General features: G+C 58.9%; 16 protein-coding genes. 11 read left to right on the top strand and 5 right to left on the bottom strand.

Annotated elements, in window-relative coordinates; all coding sequences use genetic code 11:
• The first annotated feature begins 199 nt into the window (after positions 1-199).
• From AAFM15_RS04105 to AAFM15_RS04085, 5 genes are all read left to right on the top strand, one after another.
• Positions 200-994: a shikimate dehydrogenase gene (locus tag AAFM15_RS04105; protein ID WP_341685431.1), complete on the top strand. Its 795-nt coding sequence runs from the start codon at positions 200-202 to the stop codon at positions 992-994.
• A 2-nt stretch (positions 995-996) separates the two neighbouring features.
• On the top strand, positions 997-2,721 hold the full coding sequence (locus AAFM15_RS04100; RefSeq protein ID WP_341685430.1) for an FAD-dependent oxidoreductase: 1,725 nt from the start codon (positions 997-999) through the stop codon (positions 2,719-2,721).
• A gap of 291 nt (positions 2,722-3,012) precedes the next feature.
• A complete protein-coding gene (locus AAFM15_RS04095; protein ID WP_341685429.1) occupies positions 3,013-4,026 on the top strand; it encodes a tripartite tricarboxylate transporter substrate binding protein in 1,014 nt (337 codons plus the stop codon).
• 101 nt (positions 4,027-4,127) lie between these two features.
• Positions 4,128-4,637, top strand: a complete 510-nt coding sequence (locus AAFM15_RS04090) for a tripartite tricarboxylate transporter TctB family protein (protein WP_341685428.1) — start codon at positions 4,128-4,130, stop codon at positions 4,635-4,637.
• On the top strand, positions 4,634-6,133 hold the full coding sequence (locus AAFM15_RS04085) for a tripartite tricarboxylate transporter permease (RefSeq protein WP_341685427.1): 1,500 nt from the start codon (positions 4,634-4,636) through the stop codon (positions 6,131-6,133). The genes AAFM15_RS04090 and AAFM15_RS04085 overlap by 4 nt, the downstream gene beginning before the upstream one ends.
• A gap of 42 nt (positions 6,134-6,175) precedes the next feature.
• Here AAFM15_RS04085 and AAFM15_RS04080 read toward each other — a convergent pair whose 3' ends face one another.
• Entirely contained in the window at positions 6,176-7,096 is a 921-nt protein-coding gene (locus AAFM15_RS04080; RefSeq protein ID WP_341685426.1) for a helix-turn-helix domain-containing protein, read from the bottom strand.
• Between the two features lie 96 nt (positions 7,097-7,192).
• Between AAFM15_RS04080 and AAFM15_RS04075 the strand changes: the two genes are divergently transcribed.
• From AAFM15_RS04075 to AAFM15_RS04065, 3 genes are read left to right on the top strand one after another with little or no spacing between them, the layout of a single operon-like run.
• Positions 7,193-8,002: an SDR family oxidoreductase gene (locus tag AAFM15_RS04075; RefSeq protein WP_341685425.1), complete on the top strand. Its 810-nt coding sequence runs from the start codon at positions 7,193-7,195 to the stop codon at positions 8,000-8,002.
• A gap of 13 nt (positions 8,003-8,015) precedes the next feature.
• A complete protein-coding gene (locus AAFM15_RS04070) occupies positions 8,016-9,713 on the top strand; it encodes an FAD-dependent oxidoreductase (protein ID WP_341685424.1) in 1,698 nt (565 codons plus the stop codon).
• 2 nt (positions 9,714-9,715) lie between these two features.
• Positions 9,716-10,063, top strand: a complete 348-nt coding sequence (locus AAFM15_RS04065) for an NIPSNAP family protein (protein WP_341685423.1) — start codon at positions 9,716-9,718, stop codon at positions 10,061-10,063.
• Between the two features lie 9 nt (positions 10,064-10,072).
• On the opposite strand, the gene AAFM15_RS04060 is transcribed toward AAFM15_RS04065, so the two are convergent.
• Positions 10,073-10,855 carry an IclR family transcriptional regulator C-terminal domain-containing protein gene (locus tag AAFM15_RS04060; RefSeq protein WP_341685422.1) on the bottom strand — a complete coding sequence of 261 codons (783 nt, stop codon included), beginning with the start codon at positions 10,853-10,855 and terminating at the stop codon, positions 10,073-10,075.
• A gap of 68 nt (positions 10,856-10,923) precedes the next feature.
• Between AAFM15_RS04060 and AAFM15_RS04055 the strand changes: the two genes are divergently transcribed.
• Positions 10,924-11,925, top strand: coding sequence for an aldo/keto reductase (locus AAFM15_RS04055; RefSeq protein WP_341685421.1), 1,002 nt, complete (start codon positions 10,924-10,926; stop codon positions 11,923-11,925).
• 3 nt (positions 11,926-11,928) lie between these two features.
• On the opposite strand, the gene AAFM15_RS04050 is transcribed toward AAFM15_RS04055, so the two are convergent.
• Genes AAFM15_RS04050 through AAFM15_RS04040 form a run of 3 tightly spaced genes read right to left on the bottom strand, consistent with a single transcriptional unit; the run spans position 11,929 to position 13,988 of the window.
• On the bottom strand, positions 11,929-12,381 hold the full coding sequence (locus AAFM15_RS04050) for a BLUF domain-containing protein (RefSeq protein ID WP_341685420.1): 453 nt from the start codon (positions 12,379-12,381) through the stop codon (positions 11,929-11,931).
• Positions 12,382-12,401: 20 nt separating this feature from the next.
• Complete coding sequence (gene maiA, locus AAFM15_RS04045) at positions 12,402-13,040, bottom strand: maleylacetoacetate isomerase (protein WP_341685419.1); 639 nt, start codon at positions 13,038-13,040, stop codon at positions 12,402-12,404.
• 27 nt (positions 13,041-13,067) lie between these two features.
• Positions 13,068-13,988 (bottom strand): LysR family transcriptional regulator, encoded by a 921-nt coding sequence (locus tag AAFM15_RS04040; protein ID WP_341685418.1) that lies wholly within the window; start codon positions 13,986-13,988, stop codon positions 13,068-13,070.
• A gap of 76 nt (positions 13,989-14,064) precedes the next feature.
• Here AAFM15_RS04040 and AAFM15_RS04035 point away from each other — a divergent pair, with 76 nt between their 5' ends.
• The gene (locus AAFM15_RS04035; RefSeq protein ID WP_341685417.1) at positions 14,065-14,409 is read left to right on the top strand and encodes a protocatechuate 4,5-dioxygenase subunit alpha; all 345 of its coding nucleotides are present in this window, start codon (positions 14,065-14,067) and stop codon (positions 14,407-14,409) included.
• A 9-nt stretch (positions 14,410-14,418) separates the two neighbouring features.
• On the top strand, positions 14,419-15,264 hold the full coding sequence (locus AAFM15_RS04030) for a class III extradiol dioxygenase family protein (protein ID WP_341685416.1): 846 nt from the start codon (positions 14,419-14,421) through the stop codon (positions 15,262-15,264).
• Positions 15,265-15,343: the final 79 nt, after the last annotated feature.

Below are 15,343 nucleotides of genomic sequence, written 5' to 3'. Positions count from 1 at the left end.
TCTTGCCGATGGTGCCGGCGCCAATCAGGGCCAGACGGATGGGGGGCATGGTTTGTCTCGGGTTTTTGTTCGCGAATGGGGGCAGTGTATTGAGTTTCGGAAAAAAATTCAATAGTTGAATCTAATTCCACTTTTCGATATGATGCAGCCATTCCGGGGTCTGACAGGGCGCCGGCCAATTTTTTGAAAAGAGCGAGACATGTCCCAAGCCTTGAGCGGCGCCACGCGCGTGCACTTCATCGTCGGCGACCCGATTGCCCAGGTCAAATCCCCCGCAGGGGTGACGCAAGCCTTCCAAGACGCTGGTCGAAACGCGGTTTGCGTCCCTGCTCATGTGAGTCCTGCTGATTTGGCTGGTTGGGCCGAGGGTGTGTCCAAAGCGCAAAACGTGGATGGCATCATCGTCACCGTACCGCACAAGTTCTCGTGCTTTGACCTGTGTGCGACCACTTCCGACCGTGGCAGCTTCCTCAAAGCCGTGAACACCCTGCGCCGCAACGCCGATGGCACTTGGCACGGCGACATGTTCGATGGCATGGGCTATGTGGAGGCGCTCAAAAACAAAGGCTGCGAACCTCAAGGTCAGCGTGCCTTGCTGGTGGGTGCCGGCGGTGCGGGCTCTGCCATTGCTTACTCGCTGGTGACGTCGGGTGTGCGCGAACTGGCTGTTCACGATCCGGACACGGCTCGCCGCGATGGCTTGATCGCACGCCTGGCCAGCTTGGGTTTGGCGAAAGTAAGTGCCGGCGGCAGCGATCCAACAGGATTCGACATTTGCATCAACGCCACGCCTATCGGCATGAAAGAAGGCGACCCGCACCCGATCGATTCGAGCAAATTCACTGCGCAGCAGTTTGTGGGCTGCGTGATCACCGCGCCCGCCGTGCCGCCCATGGTGGCTGCCGCACGTGCCAAGGGTTGCAACACCATGACAGGCGCCGACATGTTTGCCCGCGTGCGCGATCTGATGGTCCAGTTCCTGTTGGAGGCCTGAAGATGCAAGTGCTCAAGAACGGTATTCAAGGTCTGAACGAAAGTGCTTACGACCTGGTGGTGGTCGGCGCAGGCGGTGCGGGCATGGCCACGGCGCTGTTTGCTGCCATGGAAGGTGCCAGCGTGTTGCTGGTCGAGCGCACCGAATATGTGGGTGGAACCACAGCCTGGTCGGCCGGCACGAGCTGGATTCCCGGTTCCCAACATGCGGCCAAGGTCAACCCCAACGACACGCAGGCCGAGACAGCACGCTATCTGGACAACGCGGTGGGCGAGCGCACGTCCAAAGTGGTTCGCCAAGCTTTTCTGGACAACGGTCGCGCTGCTGTGGATGAAGTCGAAGCCCGATCGGAGCTGAAGTACCGCCCTTACCCCAAGCACCCCGACTACATCTCGGACTTGGGCGGCTCCACACTGAGCGGCCGCGCTTTGGAGCCCATGCCTTTTGATGCACGTTTGCTGGGTCGCGAGCTGTTTGCGTTGCTGCGCCCGCCGATTCCGGAGTTCACTGTGATCGGCGGCATGATGGTCGACCGCACCGACATCAATCACCTGTTGGCGATGACCAAGAACTGGGCCTCGCTCAAGCACTCGGTCAAGATCGTGATGCGCCACGCCATGGACCGCCTGAGCTGGCCGCGTGGCACGCGATTGGTAATGGGCAACGCGCATGTGGCGCGGCTGCTGCACTCGCTCTCCAAATTCGACAAGGTCACCATCGCGTTGAACAGTACGGTCGAGCACATTGTGCGCGGCCCGCAGGGCGTGGAGCGCGTGGACATTGCTTGCAACGGCGAACGCCGCAGTGTGCGTGTGAACAAAGGCATGGTGCTGGCCAGTGGCGGCTTCAACCGCCATCCCGAGCTGCGCGCGCAAATGTTGCCTGGCGTGCCCGCAGAGTGGTCACCCGCCGCACCGGGCCACACCGGCCAGGCGCACGACCTGGCCAAACAGCTGGGTGCGGTGTACGGCCAGGGCGGTTTGTCTCACGCGTTCTGGGCACCGGTGTCGCTGCGCAAGCGCGCCGACGGCAGCACTGCCGCCTTTCCGCACTTTGTGATGGACCGCGCCAAGCCCGGCATGATCACTGTTAACGCCCGCGGCGAGCGCTTCCTCAATGAAAGCACGTCCTACCACCTCTTCGGCTTGGCCATGCAAGAGGCGAACAAGACCCGCCCGAGCATCCCCGCGTATCTGGTGTGCGATGCAGATGCCCTGCGCAAATACGGCATTGGCATGGTTCGTCCCGGCGGTAAAGGCCTCGCGCCTTTCCTGGCCGACGGCTACCTGACTGAAGGCGCCACCCTGGCCGAGCTGGCCAGCAAGCTGGGCATGGACGCGCAAGCCCTGCAGGCCAGCGTGGCGCAAAACAACCGCAACGCCGAAACCGGTGTGGACCCGGATTTCCACCGCGGTGAGACGGCTTACCAGCAAAACCTGGGCGACCCGGCCTGGACAGGCAAGAACCCCAACATCGGCCCCCTGGCACAAGGCCCGTTTTATGCCGTGCGTCTGTACCCGGGTGACATTGGTTCGTCCACTGGCTTTGCCACCAACGAACACGCGCAGGTGCTGGGCGCTGACGGCCAAGCGATTGGCGGCCTTTACGCGGTGGGCAACGACATGCATTCGATCATGGGTGGCACCTACCCGGCGCCGGGCATCACCATCGGGCCGGGCCTGGTGTTTGGCCGCATAGCCGCACGTCACGCTTTGGGTTTGCCATGAGGCGTTTGGGACGATTTGTCCTGTTCATGGCCTGATTTGTGAAATTGATTTTGGAGTCACGCATTCAAAATGACGCACTCAAATGACCGACCAGCGCTCGAAAAATCACTGGTTTTCCCTTATTTTGATCGATAGTCGATCAAAAAGGTTCGTTGATCGATCTTTCGAGGTCTTGTAACTGTGTTCAAGTGTATTTACACGCCTACAGTTACATCCGCAAAGCTCGTGGAACGGGCCGTGCCTACAAGTCCGGGCGTTAAGGACTTTTGTCAAACTGAAATGGAGACAAGCATGCAAAAAATGAAACGCCAATTCCTGGGTGCCGCATTGGCAGCCGTAGCGGCTGCGACGGTGGGTGGCCAGGCCATGGCACAGAGCTACCCCGCCCGCGATGTGACCGCTGTCATCCAGTGGGGCGCCGGTGGCGGCACTGACGTGGCCATGCGTGGCTACGCCCCCTACGCTGAGGAAGCGCTGGGCAAGAAAATCGTCCTGCAAAACAAACCGGGTGCTGCTGGCATCATCGGTGCCAACTTCGTGTTGCAACAACCCGCTGACGGTTACACCGTTCTGATGGGCGCCGAGCCTCAGTCTCTGTACCGTGTCATGGGCACAGCGGACTTCGACTACGACAAGTTCTACCCGATCAACATCGCCGCCATGGCCAACTCCATCTTGCTGGTGGCCCGTCCCAACGCACCCTGGAACACCACTCAGGATTTGCTGAGCTTTGTGCAAGCCAACCCCAACAAGGTCAAGCAGTACCTGGCTGGCCAGGGCACCGTGCCCTTCACCATGAACGCCATGATCGGCACGCTGACCAAGTTCGAGACCATCAAGGTGCCGTTTGACGGCGATGGTCCGGCCATTGCAGCCCTGCAAGGCGGTCACGTGGACATCGGCTTCATCGCCTCGGGCGCTGCCATCGAGCACATCAAGGCCGGTCGCCTGAAGGCTTTGGGTGTGGTGGACGGCAAGCCCTTCCAGGGCATTGCACCTGTGACCGATGCGCCCTCGCTGCGTGGTATCACCAAGTACCTGCCCTGGGGCTCCTGGTACGGCGTGTTTGTGCGCAAGGAAACACCGGACGACGTGAAAGCCAAGCTGGTGGCCGCCTTCAAGAAGGCCGGTGACAACCCCAAGTACCGTGAAATGATGACCAGCCGCGGAACCACCATGCTCAACATCCATGGTGCCGAGGCAGAGGCCTTCATCAAGAAGTTCCAGTCCACTACCGCATGGCTCTACAAAGAAGCCGGTGCCGCCAAGGTGGATCCTGCCACGCTGGGCATCGCCAAGCCCTGAGGCATGAAAGCAGCGCCCATGCTTATGGCATTGGACGCTGTTTGACCTAAAGCATTCAGCGGCCTGTAGGCCGCTGAATGCTTTCAACAACGGAGAGATATATGCACACCAGTCATTCCCGCTTGCCTGGCGAGGTGGCCTTCATGGTCTTGATTGTCGCCTTCAGCGCTTTCATGCTCTGGGCATCGTTCAACATTTCCCGATTCGAATCGGTGTCGGCGGCAGGGGTTTTTCCCATGGTGTGCACGGCGGCCATGCTGGTCACGGGCTTGATGAGCCTGCGTCAAAGCCTCAAGTCGCGTCTGGTGCTCGAGTCGGGAGAAACCGCCTGGGGCCAGTTCGTTCGCAAATTGACGCCGCCCACGCTGGTGCAATTCACCGTGCTGATCGTGGCTTACATGCTCTTGCTTGAAGTGCTGGGTTTTGTGGTCTCGTCCTACCTGTTCTTGCTGTTGTCCATGCAAGTGCTGGGCAGCTCGCGCGTGGGGCTCAATGTGCTGGTCAGCGCTTTGGTGTTGGCTTGTATCTTCGTGATTTTTCAAACGGCGTTTTCCGTGGTCTTGCCTGCTGGCAGCCTGGTGGGGCCGTATCTGCCGGAGTTCCTGAAATGATGGAAGCACTGGGTTATTTCTTCATGTCATGGCTGGACTGGCAGATCTTGCTGCTGACAGGGCTGGGCACTTTTGCCGGCATTTACATTGGCGCCATTCCTGGCCTGTCGGTGACGATGGCGGTGTCCATTCTGATTTCGTTCACTTTCAAATGGGATGTGAACCACGCCCTGGCGCTGATCTCAGGCATTTACCTGGGCGGTGTGTATGGCGGCTCGCGCAGTGCCATCTTGCTTAATATTCCTGGTGCACCGTCCGCCATTGCGACCGGATTGGATGGCTTTCCGATGGCCAAGCGTGGTGAGGCCGGTGAAGCGATTGGCCTGACGACCGTGATCTCGGTGTACGGCGGCTTCATTGGGATTTTGGCTCTGGCCGTTGCTGCACCCTTGGTCTCGGACCTGGCGCTGATGTTTGGTCCACGTGAGTACCTGCTGCTGGCCATATGGGGCATTTTGCTGGTGGGCTCGTTGTCAGGCGAGTCGCTCTCCAAAGGCATTTTCTCGGGTGCTTTGGGTGCCTTGATTGCCTGTGTGGGCCTCGATCCCATGACTGGCGAAAACCGACTGACATTCGGCAGCTTGCAGTTGTCGGCTGGCATCTCCTACATTGCGGCCATGATCGGCTTTTTTGGCGTGGCGGAGGTCATCGCACAAGTGCATGAACTTCACCTCACAGCCGTTCGCCAGAAGGTGGAGAAGATCATCCCGTCCTGGAAGCTGGTGCGCAAATACCTGCCACTCGCTACCCGCACATCTTCGATCGGTGTGGTGGTGGGTGCTTTGCCAGGTGCCGGCGGTGACATCGCCGCGCTGATGGCCTACGACCATGCCAAACGCACCGTCAAGAACCCTTCGCGGCCGTTTGGCCAGGGTGCGCATGAAGGCCTGGTGGCGCCCGAATCGGCCAACAACGCCGCGGTCGGTGGCGCTTATGTGCCGATGCTGACCCTGGGTATTCCGGGCGATGCCGTGACGGCTGTGATCATTGGCGCGCTGTACATCCATGGCCTCAAGCCAGGTCCGATGCTGATGGCTGAAACGCCGCACTTGTTCTGGTTCATCGTGGGCTCGCTGGTCTTGGCCAACCTGTTCTTGCTGGTCTTCGGGCTTACCGGTATCCGCATCTTTGCCAAGATCGTGGAAACCCCCAAGCCCATCCTGCTGCCCTTGATTCTGGTCTTGTCTGCTGTGGGCGCCTACGCCATCAACAACAATCCAGTGGACGTGTACTGGATGCTTGGCTTCGGGCTCTTGGGCTACTTCCTCAAGATGTACGGCTTTCAGGTCGGGCCAGTCATCCTGGGCATGATCCTTGGCCCCATCATGGACCGCAGCTACCGCCAGGCCATGATGTCCACGGGCAACGATGTGGGGCTCTTCTTCACCGAATTTGTGACCACGCCGCTGTCCCTGATTTTGGTGTTGTGTGTGGCCTTGACCATCCTCAGCCAAACCGCCTGGTGGCAACGCTGGCGTGCGCCTCAATCGGCTTGAGGCATGCAACCCTGATGGAGCCGGGCCCTGTGCCCGGCTTTTTTATGCGCTGCTGTTGAGGGTGGACAAGGCCTGGGCACGAAAGGCCTTGGGACTCATCCCGGTGTGTTTGCGAAAGAAACGGCTGAAGTACGCATCGTCTTCAAACCCCAGTTCAGCCGCCAGTTGCTTGACGGGCAGGTGGGTGTAAATCAACTCGCGCTGCGCCTCGTGGATCAAGCGTGCATTGATGACATCCAGCCCCGACATGCCCAGCACCTCGCGACACAAGCGTGAGAGTTGTCCGGGCGTGACGCCCATGCCATGGGCGTAGTGCTGCAAAGACTTTTGGGTGCGGAAATCCTGGTCGAGCAGGGCGCGAAATTTTTCAATTTGCCGCGTCTTGCGTGGCAAAGCCAGTTCGGTGTGGTTGCCAGTGGGGTTCAGCTGCAATCGCATGCGGTGAATCTGGATCATCAAGGCCAGCAGCAAGGCTGTGCCCGCAGCCTGGTGGCCAATGGCGTGGCTACGCGATTCGTGTTCCAGCGCAAGAAACAGTGGCATGAGTTGCGTCATGTAGCGCATGTCCTGTTGCAGCTGCAGCAAAACCGGTGTGCGGATGCTGCCCAACAAATCGGCCATGGCCACCGAGGCGATCGACTCCAAAGCCTTTTGGCTGGCCGTCACCACCGGGCCTTGGACATCAGTGCTGAATTCAAAGCCATGCACATGGCCTGAAGGGATCACCATCACACACGGCGCTGTACCGTACAAGCGCGCATCGTCCAACAAAAATTGAACCTGGCCTTCGGTGAGGTAGAGCACCTGCAAAAAGGCTTCGTGACGGTGCGGCTGAATGACCCAGTTGTACAAGCTCGAGCGTTGTGGAATCCATTCCAGGTTGAACGAATTGCTCCAGCCCGAGGACGCCTGATCGCCGTAGAGGTCGTAATTGGGGATGCCTTTGTTGGTGTGCGTGTTCATGAGTTGGCCCGAATTGTCCAATTCTTGGGTGGAATCGTCAAACACGGCACCAGGCGGACTCTCCACAATCACAGGCATTGAGCAACAGGAGACACCATGATGCATTCACAACATTGGCTGGGCTTGCAAGGCAAGGTCTGCGCCGTCACAGGGGCGGCCAGCGGCATCGGTGCCGAAGTGGCGCGTCAGCTGGCTCAAGCCGGGGCCAAAGTGGCCTTGCTGGACCGCAACGCAGCGGGGTGCGCTGATATTGCCAGTGAATTGACTTCGCAAGGCGCCCAAGTGCTGGTGGTGCCTTGCGACATTGCGGATGAGCCGCAAACCCTGGCGGCGGCCAAAGCTGTCGAGCAGCAGTGGGGCCAGTGCAACGCCTTGATCAACAACGCCGGCATGCTGCGTCCGGGTAGCCTGGAAGATGTGTCCATGGAAGACTGGAATGCTGTGCTGTCCGTCAATTTGACCGGTTATTTGCTGTGCGCGCGTGCTTTCAAATCCATGTTGGTGAAGACCAAGGGGTCGGTGGTGAACGTCGCGTCCATTTCAGGCCTGTTTCCGCAGTCGCACAGTGGTGCTTACAGCGCCGGCAAGGCGGGTGTCTTGCTGCTCTCTCGCCAGCTGGCTGCCGAGTGGGGGCCGCAAGGGGTGCGCAGCAATGCGATTTGTCCCGGCATGATCCGCACCGCCTTGTCTGCCAAGTTTTACGAGGAGCCTGGCTTTGAAGCCAAACGGGCTGCAGTGACGGCCAGTCGCCGCATTGGTGAGCCGGTGGACATTGCCAATGTGGCCTTGTTCCTGGCCAGTGATCGTTCGGGCTATGTCAACGGCGCCGAAATTTCGGTGGATGGTGGCATGTCGTCCATGTTGATGGACATGGTCCCTCGCCCCGGCTACAACCAAACCCAATGACTGGAGACAAACAATGGATCAGACATTTGATGTGATCGTGGTCGGCTCGGGTGCTGCTGGCTTGACCTGTGCCATCACCGCCAAGAAGCGCGGACTGAAAGTTTGCGTGCTCGAAAAAGAAGCGGTGTTTGGCGGCACCACGGCGTTGTCGGGAGGTGTGCTGTGGATTCCACTGAGTGCGCATGGCCGCAAGCAAAACTCGCAGGATTCGGTAAAGGCCGTCCATGCCTACATGATGAACGAGACCGGGCGTTTTTACGATGAAAAGGCGGTGCAGGCCTTCATCGACAACGGCCCCAAGATGGTGGACATGCTCGAAAAAGAAACCGCCATGCAGTTCGTGCCTACCCTGTATCCGGACTATCACCCGGACGTGGCGGGCGGGGTGGACATCGGTCGCTCCATCCTGGCCAAACCGTATGACATTCGGGGTTTGGGCAAAGACATGGCTCGCCTCAAGTTGCCGCTCAAGACCATCACCTTCATGGGCATGATGTTCAATTCATCCAATGCCGATCTGAAACACTTTTTCAGAGCCACCAAGTCCTTGACGTCTGCGGTGTACGTGGCCCGCCGGTTGGTCAATCACCTGCGTGAATTGCTGCTGTACCGTCGTGCCATACAGGTCACCAGCGGCAATGCACTGGCCGCGCGGCTGGCGCAGTCTGCGCTGGATCTTGGCATTCCGATTCTGACGTCGCACAAAGTGATGGGGCTGGAGCAAAGCGATGGCCGCATCACGGGGGTGCAGGTTGAGTTGGCAGATGGCCAAAAAGTACAGATGCATGCCCAGCGTGCCGTGGTGCTGGCCAGTGGCGGTTTCCCGCACGACCTCAAGCGTATCGCCCAGGCCTACCCCCATGCGCACCGTGGGCACACACACCTTTCGCCTACCCCGGTGAGCAACACGGGCGATGGCGCCAATATGGCCGAGCAGGCCGGTGGCGTGGTGGATATTCGCTTTGAGAACAGTGCGGCCTGGATGCCTGTGACGCCAGTGGATTTTGGCGGTGGCGAGATCGGTGTGTTTCCGCATTTGCTGGACCGCTACAAGCCCGGTGTGATTGGTGTGCTGAGCAACGGTCGTCGCTTTACCAACGAATCCAATTCGTACCACGATGTGGGGCTGGCCATGATCGAGGCCTGCAAAGACATGGATGAGACGGCCATGTGGCTGGTGTGCGACAAGCAGACCCTGGGCAAATACGGCTTGGGCTATGTCAAGCCTGCACCGCTGCCCATCGGACCGTTCTTGCGCAATGGTTATTTGCTCGAGGGCAAGACACTCGCCGAGCTGGCGCACAAAGCAGGCATTGACGCACAAGCCCTGCAAGCTACGGTGGAGGCCTACAACGTGCACGCAGAGCGCGGGGAAGACCCCGAATTTGGTCGCGGTCGCACCAGTTTTAACCGCTACCTGGCCGATCCCGACCACAAACCTAACCCCTGTGTGGCCCCGGTTCGAAAAGGACCGTTTTATGCGATCAAGGTCATCATGGGCGATTTGGGCACCTTCGACGGCATTCAGACCAACGTACAGGGCCAGGTGTTGCGCCGCGATGGCTCGGTCATCGAAGGGCTGTATGCAGCCGGCAATGACCGCGCCAGCATCATGGGTGGAAACTACCCCGGGGCAGGTATCACGCACGGACCTAATATGACCTTTGCTTACGTCAGCGCCAATCACATTGCAGATCAGGCAGGAGTGTGAACATGAACAGAACAGATGTACTCAAGCGTCCCTTGGTGGACCACCGCATCTACACCATCCGTTTGCGCAAGATGCCGGAGTTTCTGGAGGTGTTCAACCGTTTGGCGATGCCGATCCTCATGCAGACCTTGGAACACCCCGTGGGCTTTTATGTCAGCCAGGTCGGCCCGCTCAACCAGTTTGTGCACCTGTGGAGTTACGAAAGCCTGGCCGATTACGAACGCCGGTGCATGGCCCGCGATACGCACCCAGACTTTGCCGCCTACCTCAAGGCCTCGGAGCACCTCATCGAAGCGCAGGAGACCCGGCTGATCAAGGCGCTGGACATGCCGGGCTGGCAGGCGCCCTGACGCGAAATTTCAGATCAGATTGCGCAGGGCTTTGGCAGCATCTTGCAAGACCGGCAGAATGCGCTTAACCGCGTGTTCGACATCTTCGTTGTTGATCGGCATGGTCACGCCCATGGCGCCGTGCACGGCGTTGTTGCGATCCAGCAGGGGCACGGCAATACCGCGGTAGTTGAGTTCAAGCTGCTGCTCGGAAAGGGACCAGCCCTGGCGCCGGAACTGCTGCAGGTCTGCATGCAGCTTGGACTTGTCGGCCACGGTGTAGGGTGTGTAGGCGCGCAACTCGTGCTGTGCCAGCCACTGGGACGTCACGGCAGGATCCAGCGCAGACATGATGGCCATGCCTGCTGCGGTGACTTGCGCCTGAATGCGGGCACCGGGCATGTAGCCCGATGTCATGTGCCGGTGGTTGCTACTGCGGGCTACAAACACTGTTTCGGCACCATCCAGAATGGCCAAATAGGCGATCTCGTCTGTGCCATTGGTGATGCGCTGCAAATACGGTTGCACCAATCGGGGCAGACGCGCGGACTCCAGATAAGCATGCCCGAGCTTGAGGATGCGCGGCATCAACCAAAACAGCTTGCCGTCGGTTCCTGCATAGCCCATGTGCACAAGGGTCTTGAGGTAACGGCTCGCGGCGGTCCGCGTCATGGCGCAACGCTGGCCAGCCTGGGTCGCGGTCAGGCGAGGGTGGTCGGCATCAAAGGCTTCGATGATGGCCAGACCTTTTTCCAGGCCGGCGATCCAGTCCTTGCGGTCCAAGGCTGAGGTCTCTTGGCTAGGGTGGTACATACCTCGAATTATGCTCAAGTGTGGATTGAACTGCGGCGCGAATCATCAAATGCTTTTAAGATCGAGCCATGCAAACACGACAACTTGGACCCTTCTGCGTCAGCGCCATTGGCCTGGGCTGCATGAACCTGAGCCATGCATATGGCGCTCCCGTCTCGCGCGAACAAGGCGAGCGTGTGCTGCTCGCGGCGCTGGACGCAGGTGTGACGTTTTTTGATACTGCTGCACTTTATGGTTTTGGGGCTAACGAGACCTTGGTGGGCGAGGTGTTGAAGCCTCACCGTAACAAGTTCATTCTGGCCAGCAAATGCGGCATGCAAGGCGTGGACAAGGGCGATGGCACCAAGGTACGTGTGATTGATGGCCGCCCTGCCACGATCCGTCAGACCTGCGAAGACGCACTTCGACGCTTGCAGACCGATGTGATCGACCTGTACTACCTGCACCGTTGGGACAAACAAGTGCCCATCGAAGAGAGCGTAGGGGCCCTGGCCGATCTGGTGCGTGCGGGCAAGATTCGCACCATTGGCTTGTCCGAAGTCTCTGCCACCACTCTGCGCAGGGCGCATGCGGAGCATCCGATCACTGCTTTGCAGACGGAGTATTCCCTGTGGACGCGCAACCCCGAAATTGCGGTGCTGCAAGCCTGCCGAGAGTTGGGGGTGACTTTTGTGCCCTTCAGTCCAGTGGCGCGTGGCTTTTTGTGTGGTCCGCTGGACATTGCCGGCTTTGACGCCAAGGACATCCGCCGCACCATGCCGCGCTTTGCGCCAGACAACTACACCGCCAACCTCAAGCTGCTGCCTGCCTACAACGCGCTGGCGCAGGAGGCCAGTTGCAGCCCGTCGCAATTGGCACTGGCCTGGTTGCTGCACAAGGGCGAGGATCTGATTCCTATCCCCGGCACCACCTCGGTCGAGCATTTGCTCGACGACCTGGGGGCAGTGGATGTGAGGTTGTCTGCAGAGTTGATGGCTCGCGCTGAAGCCCTCATCAATGAGCGAACAGTCAAAGGCGACCGCTACAACGCACAGGCCAACAGCGAGGTGGATACCGAGGTGTTTTACTGAGGCTCAAACCTCAGCACATTTTTTGGCCACGTCATTCATGCCATCGCGTTCCACGGGAAAGAATCCAGGCATGTTGTATTTGTTGAAATGGCTGTAGCTGGAAAAGGCCATGCTCCAGTCCCCAAACCGTCTCTCGCTGATGGCAGAACGTGACAGCAGCTGAACCTGATGGTGTCGTTCATCCCGGCAAATGCTTTGCCAAAGAGCCTCGATGTTTTCGCGTGGTCCCTCAATACATTGAACAAAAATCTCTTCTGTGTACAGAAGATGGCCTGTGATGTCCAGGCGTTTGTTTTTCTCGCGGCACTGGCTCAGCAGGTTGAAAAGATGCAAGCTACCCAGCTTGTGTGTAGACAGGGATTGATAGACAAGACGTTCAAGCACGACAAACTCACCATAGATACTTTCTTTATTTTGTAATGGCTGGGTTGTCGGAAACTGACATTGCTGCACCATGGCGGTGCATGCAAAAGTGCCTAGCTTGCATCCGGTTGAGCATTAGGGGCAGCCCTCTGAAAAGCCAGCAGCTCCAGACAGGCCTGTTCTACCGCCATGATCAGTGGCCATGGGGTCAGATCCACCTTGAAACGACGTGCGCTCTCGATTTGGGGGATCAAGTAGCAATCGGCCAGGCTGGGGGCGTGGCCATGGCTGAAGCGGCCGCGCTGGGTGTCTGCGGCCAGTAGCGCTTCGTAGGCGTCAAAACCGGCGCTGATCCAGTTTCCGCACCAGGCATTGATCGCATCGTCATCGGCGCCAAAAGTGTGGCGCAGGTATTCCAGAATGCGCCGGTTGTTGATCGGGTGAATATCGCAACCCACGATGGCGGCGAGGGCCCGCACTTTTGCGCGTTCTACTGCGTCACGCGGCAGCAGAGGCGGTTCGGGGTATTGTTCTTCCAGCCATTCAATGATGGCTGGAGACTGGATCAGCACCTCGCTGCCTGTATCAAGTGCGGGCACCAGCTGCTGTGGGTTGACCGCCTTGAAGGCGTCTTGCAGGTGTTCTTCCTTGGCCAGGTGCACCGCGATGTATTCGGTACTCAGGCCCTTGAGTTCGAGTGCGATGCGCGTGCGGTGGGAAGTGCCGCTGCGCCAGAAGTTGTAGAGTTTCATGGGACTCATTGTGCAGCAGCCTGCACCTCATCGGGAAGGTGAAGAGGTTGGAATCACGCTTTGCGATACGGCTTGCAGCTGATCGCGTAGCCAGCGGTGCGCCAGGTCTTGCTGATGGCGCTGGTGCCAGACCATGTACATCGGCATGGTGGGGCAAGGCACCGGGACTTCGGCGTCTTGCAGGCCCCGCATCAAGTGCTCGCGCATCAAGCCCGGGACAGTCGTGAGCAGATCGGTGCCGCGGATGAAGCCGGGCAGGCCGGCAAATCCCGGAACCAGCACGCGGAAACGACGTTCGATGCCTTTGCGCAGCAGGTGTTGATCGATATCGAGCGGCCGCTGCGGTGCATACAGAATCGTGACGTGTTCCGCCGCCAGGTAGTCCTTGCGGCTGGTGGGCGCTGCTCGTACTTCGGGGTCGTAGAAGACGCGGTAGCGATCTGCAAACAAACGCTTTTGCACGATATCGGTACCCTCGGGCGGACGGGGACTGATGATGAGCTGGCATTGCTGCTGGCGCAGCATGTCGGGGGTAGGCACATCGGATGCGATGACGCGCAGTGACACGCCCGGCGCCTGCTGGCGAAGACGCTGCATCAACCCAGGCAGCAGCGCATCGCGTTGAAAGTCATTGGCGGCAATGGTGAAAGTGGTTTGCCAGGTGGCTGGATCAAAGTTGTCGCTTTGAGCAAAACGCTCCAGCTCCACCAGCAGTTCGCGTGCACGGTCAGCCAGGGTGAGTGCGCGTGCGGTGGCCACGATGCCACGCCCGGATTTGGTGAACAGCGCATCGTTTGTGATGGCGCGCAGCTTGTCGAGCATATGGCTGACGGCCGATTGCGTCACGCCCAGGCGTTGGGCTGCAGCTGTGACCGAGCCGGTGTCCACCACCGTGACCAACAATCGCAACAAACGGACGTCAAGATCTGACCAATCAAAATGACTCATGAATAACATGATAAATCATCTATTGATTGAATGTGTCATGAAAAGCAAACTCGCACCATTCCAATCGGAGAAGCTGATGCAAAAACGTGAAATTGAAGGCACCACCCCTTTTGATGGGGACTCGGCGCGCAAAGGCTATGCGCTCAACAAAATGTGCTTTTCCTTCAACGATGCAGCCAATCGCGCTGCATTCAAGCAAGACGAAGAAGCCTATATGACCCAGTACAAGCTGACCGACACTCAAAAAGACGCCATCCGTTCGCGCCAGGTGCTGCAGCTGATCGACGCGGGCGGCAACGCCTACTACCTGGCCAAATTTGCGGGCATCTTTGGCTTGGACATGCAAGACATTGGCGCCCAGCAAACCGGCATGAGCAAAGACGAATTCAAAGCCAAGCTGCGCGCTTACGCCTCCAACTGAAAGATCACCATGGCACAACTCATCGGCGGTCTCGCCTCTTCACACATCCCCGCCATTGGCGGCGCAATCCATAAAGGCATCCAGGCCGACCCCTATTGGGCTCCGTTTTTTGCTGGCTACCCGCCGGTGCAAAAGTGGCTGGGCGAGAAAAAGCCCGACGTCGTCGTGATCTTCTACAACGACCATGGCCTGAACTTTTTCCTCGACAAAATGCCCACCTTTGCGGTGGGCGCTGCTGCCCAGTACAACAACGCTGATGAAGGCTGGGGCATTCCCACGCTGCCACCTTTCAAGGGCGAAGTGGATTTGTCTTGGCAGATCATCAACACCTTGGTGGCCAAAGACTTTGACATCGTCACCTGTCAGGAAATGCTGGTCGACCATGCGTGCACCTTGCCACTCAAATTGTTTTGGCCCGAGGGTGAAGCGCCTGTGACCATCGTCCCGATCAACATCAATACGGTCCAATTTCCTTTGCCTTCAGCCAAGCGTTGCTACGCACTTGGCAAAGCCGTGGGCGAAGCGATTGCGGCCTGGGACAGCGACAAAAAAGTCGCCGTGCTGGCCTCCGGCGGCCTGAGCCACCAGTTGGACGGTGAGCGCGCCGGTTTCATCAACAAAGAGTTCGACCTGCAGTTCATGGACAGCCTGGTCAGCAACCCGGAATGGGCGACCCAGTTCAGCAGCCTGGACCTGGTTGAAAAAACCGGCACGCAAGGCGTGGAACTGCTCATGTGGCTGGCCATGCGCTCTGCGCTGTCGGCAGCTGGCCCGCGTGTGAAGGAAGTTCACCGCAATTACCACATCCCGATTTCCAACACGGCGACGGGCTTGATGGCTTTCGAAGTCGCCTGAGCACGGCAAGCGTCAACCACAACGGGACAGGGGGAAACCCCTGTCCCGTTTGTCTTGGTGACAAGGATAAATGCGCATA

It is taken from the genome of Limnohabitans sp., assembly GCF_038134685.1.
In the GTDB taxonomy this organism is placed as follows: Bacteria; Pseudomonadota; Gammaproteobacteria; order Burkholderiales; family Burkholderiaceae_C; genus Limnohabitans_A.
This window is presented reverse-complemented; position numbering and strand designations above follow the sequence as displayed.

What these genes read in the sequence shown, in the direction of transcription:
- AAFM15_RS04105 (WP_341685431.1), top strand. Translation starts at nt 200, where the DNA reads ATGTCCCAAGCCTTGAGCGGCGCCACGCGCGTGCACTTCATCGTCGGC.
- AAFM15_RS04100 (WP_341685430.1), top strand. Translation starts at nt 997, where the DNA reads ATGCAAGTGCTCAAGAACGGTATTCAAGGTCTGAACGAAAGTGCTTAC.
- AAFM15_RS04095 (WP_341685429.1), top strand. Translation starts at nt 3,013, where the DNA reads ATGCAAAAAATGAAACGCCAATTCCTGGGTGCCGCATTGGCAGCCGTA.
- AAFM15_RS04090 (WP_341685428.1), top strand. Translation starts at nt 4,128, where the DNA reads ATGCACACCAGTCATTCCCGCTTGCCTGGCGAGGTGGCCTTCATGGTC.
- AAFM15_RS04085 (WP_341685427.1), top strand. Translation starts at nt 4,634, where the DNA reads ATGATGGAAGCACTGGGTTATTTCTTCATGTCATGGCTGGACTGGCAG.
- AAFM15_RS04080 (WP_341685426.1), bottom strand. Translation starts at nt 7,096, where the DNA reads ATGAACACGCACACCAACAAAGGCATCCCCAATTACGACCTCTACGGC.
- AAFM15_RS04075 (WP_341685425.1), top strand. Translation starts at nt 7,193, where the DNA reads ATGATGCATTCACAACATTGGCTGGGCTTGCAAGGCAAGGTCTGCGCC.
- AAFM15_RS04070 (WP_341685424.1), top strand. Translation starts at nt 8,016, where the DNA reads ATGGATCAGACATTTGATGTGATCGTGGTCGGCTCGGGTGCTGCTGGC.
- AAFM15_RS04065 (WP_341685423.1), top strand. Translation starts at nt 9,716, where the DNA reads ATGAACAGAACAGATGTACTCAAGCGTCCCTTGGTGGACCACCGCATC.
- AAFM15_RS04060 (WP_341685422.1), bottom strand. Translation starts at nt 10,855, where the DNA reads ATGTACCACCCTAGCCAAGAGACCTCAGCCTTGGACCGCAAGGACTGG.
- AAFM15_RS04055 (WP_341685421.1), top strand. Translation starts at nt 10,924, where the DNA reads ATGCAAACACGACAACTTGGACCCTTCTGCGTCAGCGCCATTGGCCTG.
- AAFM15_RS04050 (WP_341685420.1), bottom strand. Translation starts at nt 12,381, where the DNA reads ATGGTGCAGCAATGTCAGTTTCCGACAACCCAGCCATTACAAAATAAA.
- maiA (WP_341685419.1), bottom strand. Translation starts at nt 13,040, where the DNA reads ATGAAACTCTACAACTTCTGGCGCAGCGGCACTTCCCACCGCACGCGC.
- AAFM15_RS04040 (WP_341685418.1), bottom strand. Translation starts at nt 13,988, where the DNA reads ATGAGTCATTTTGATTGGTCAGATCTTGACGTCCGTTTGTTGCGATTG.
- AAFM15_RS04035 (WP_341685417.1), top strand. Translation starts at nt 14,065, where the DNA reads ATGCAAAAACGTGAAATTGAAGGCACCACCCCTTTTGATGGGGACTCG.
- AAFM15_RS04030 (WP_341685416.1), top strand. Translation starts at nt 14,419, where the DNA reads ATGGCACAACTCATCGGCGGTCTCGCCTCTTCACACATCCCCGCCATT.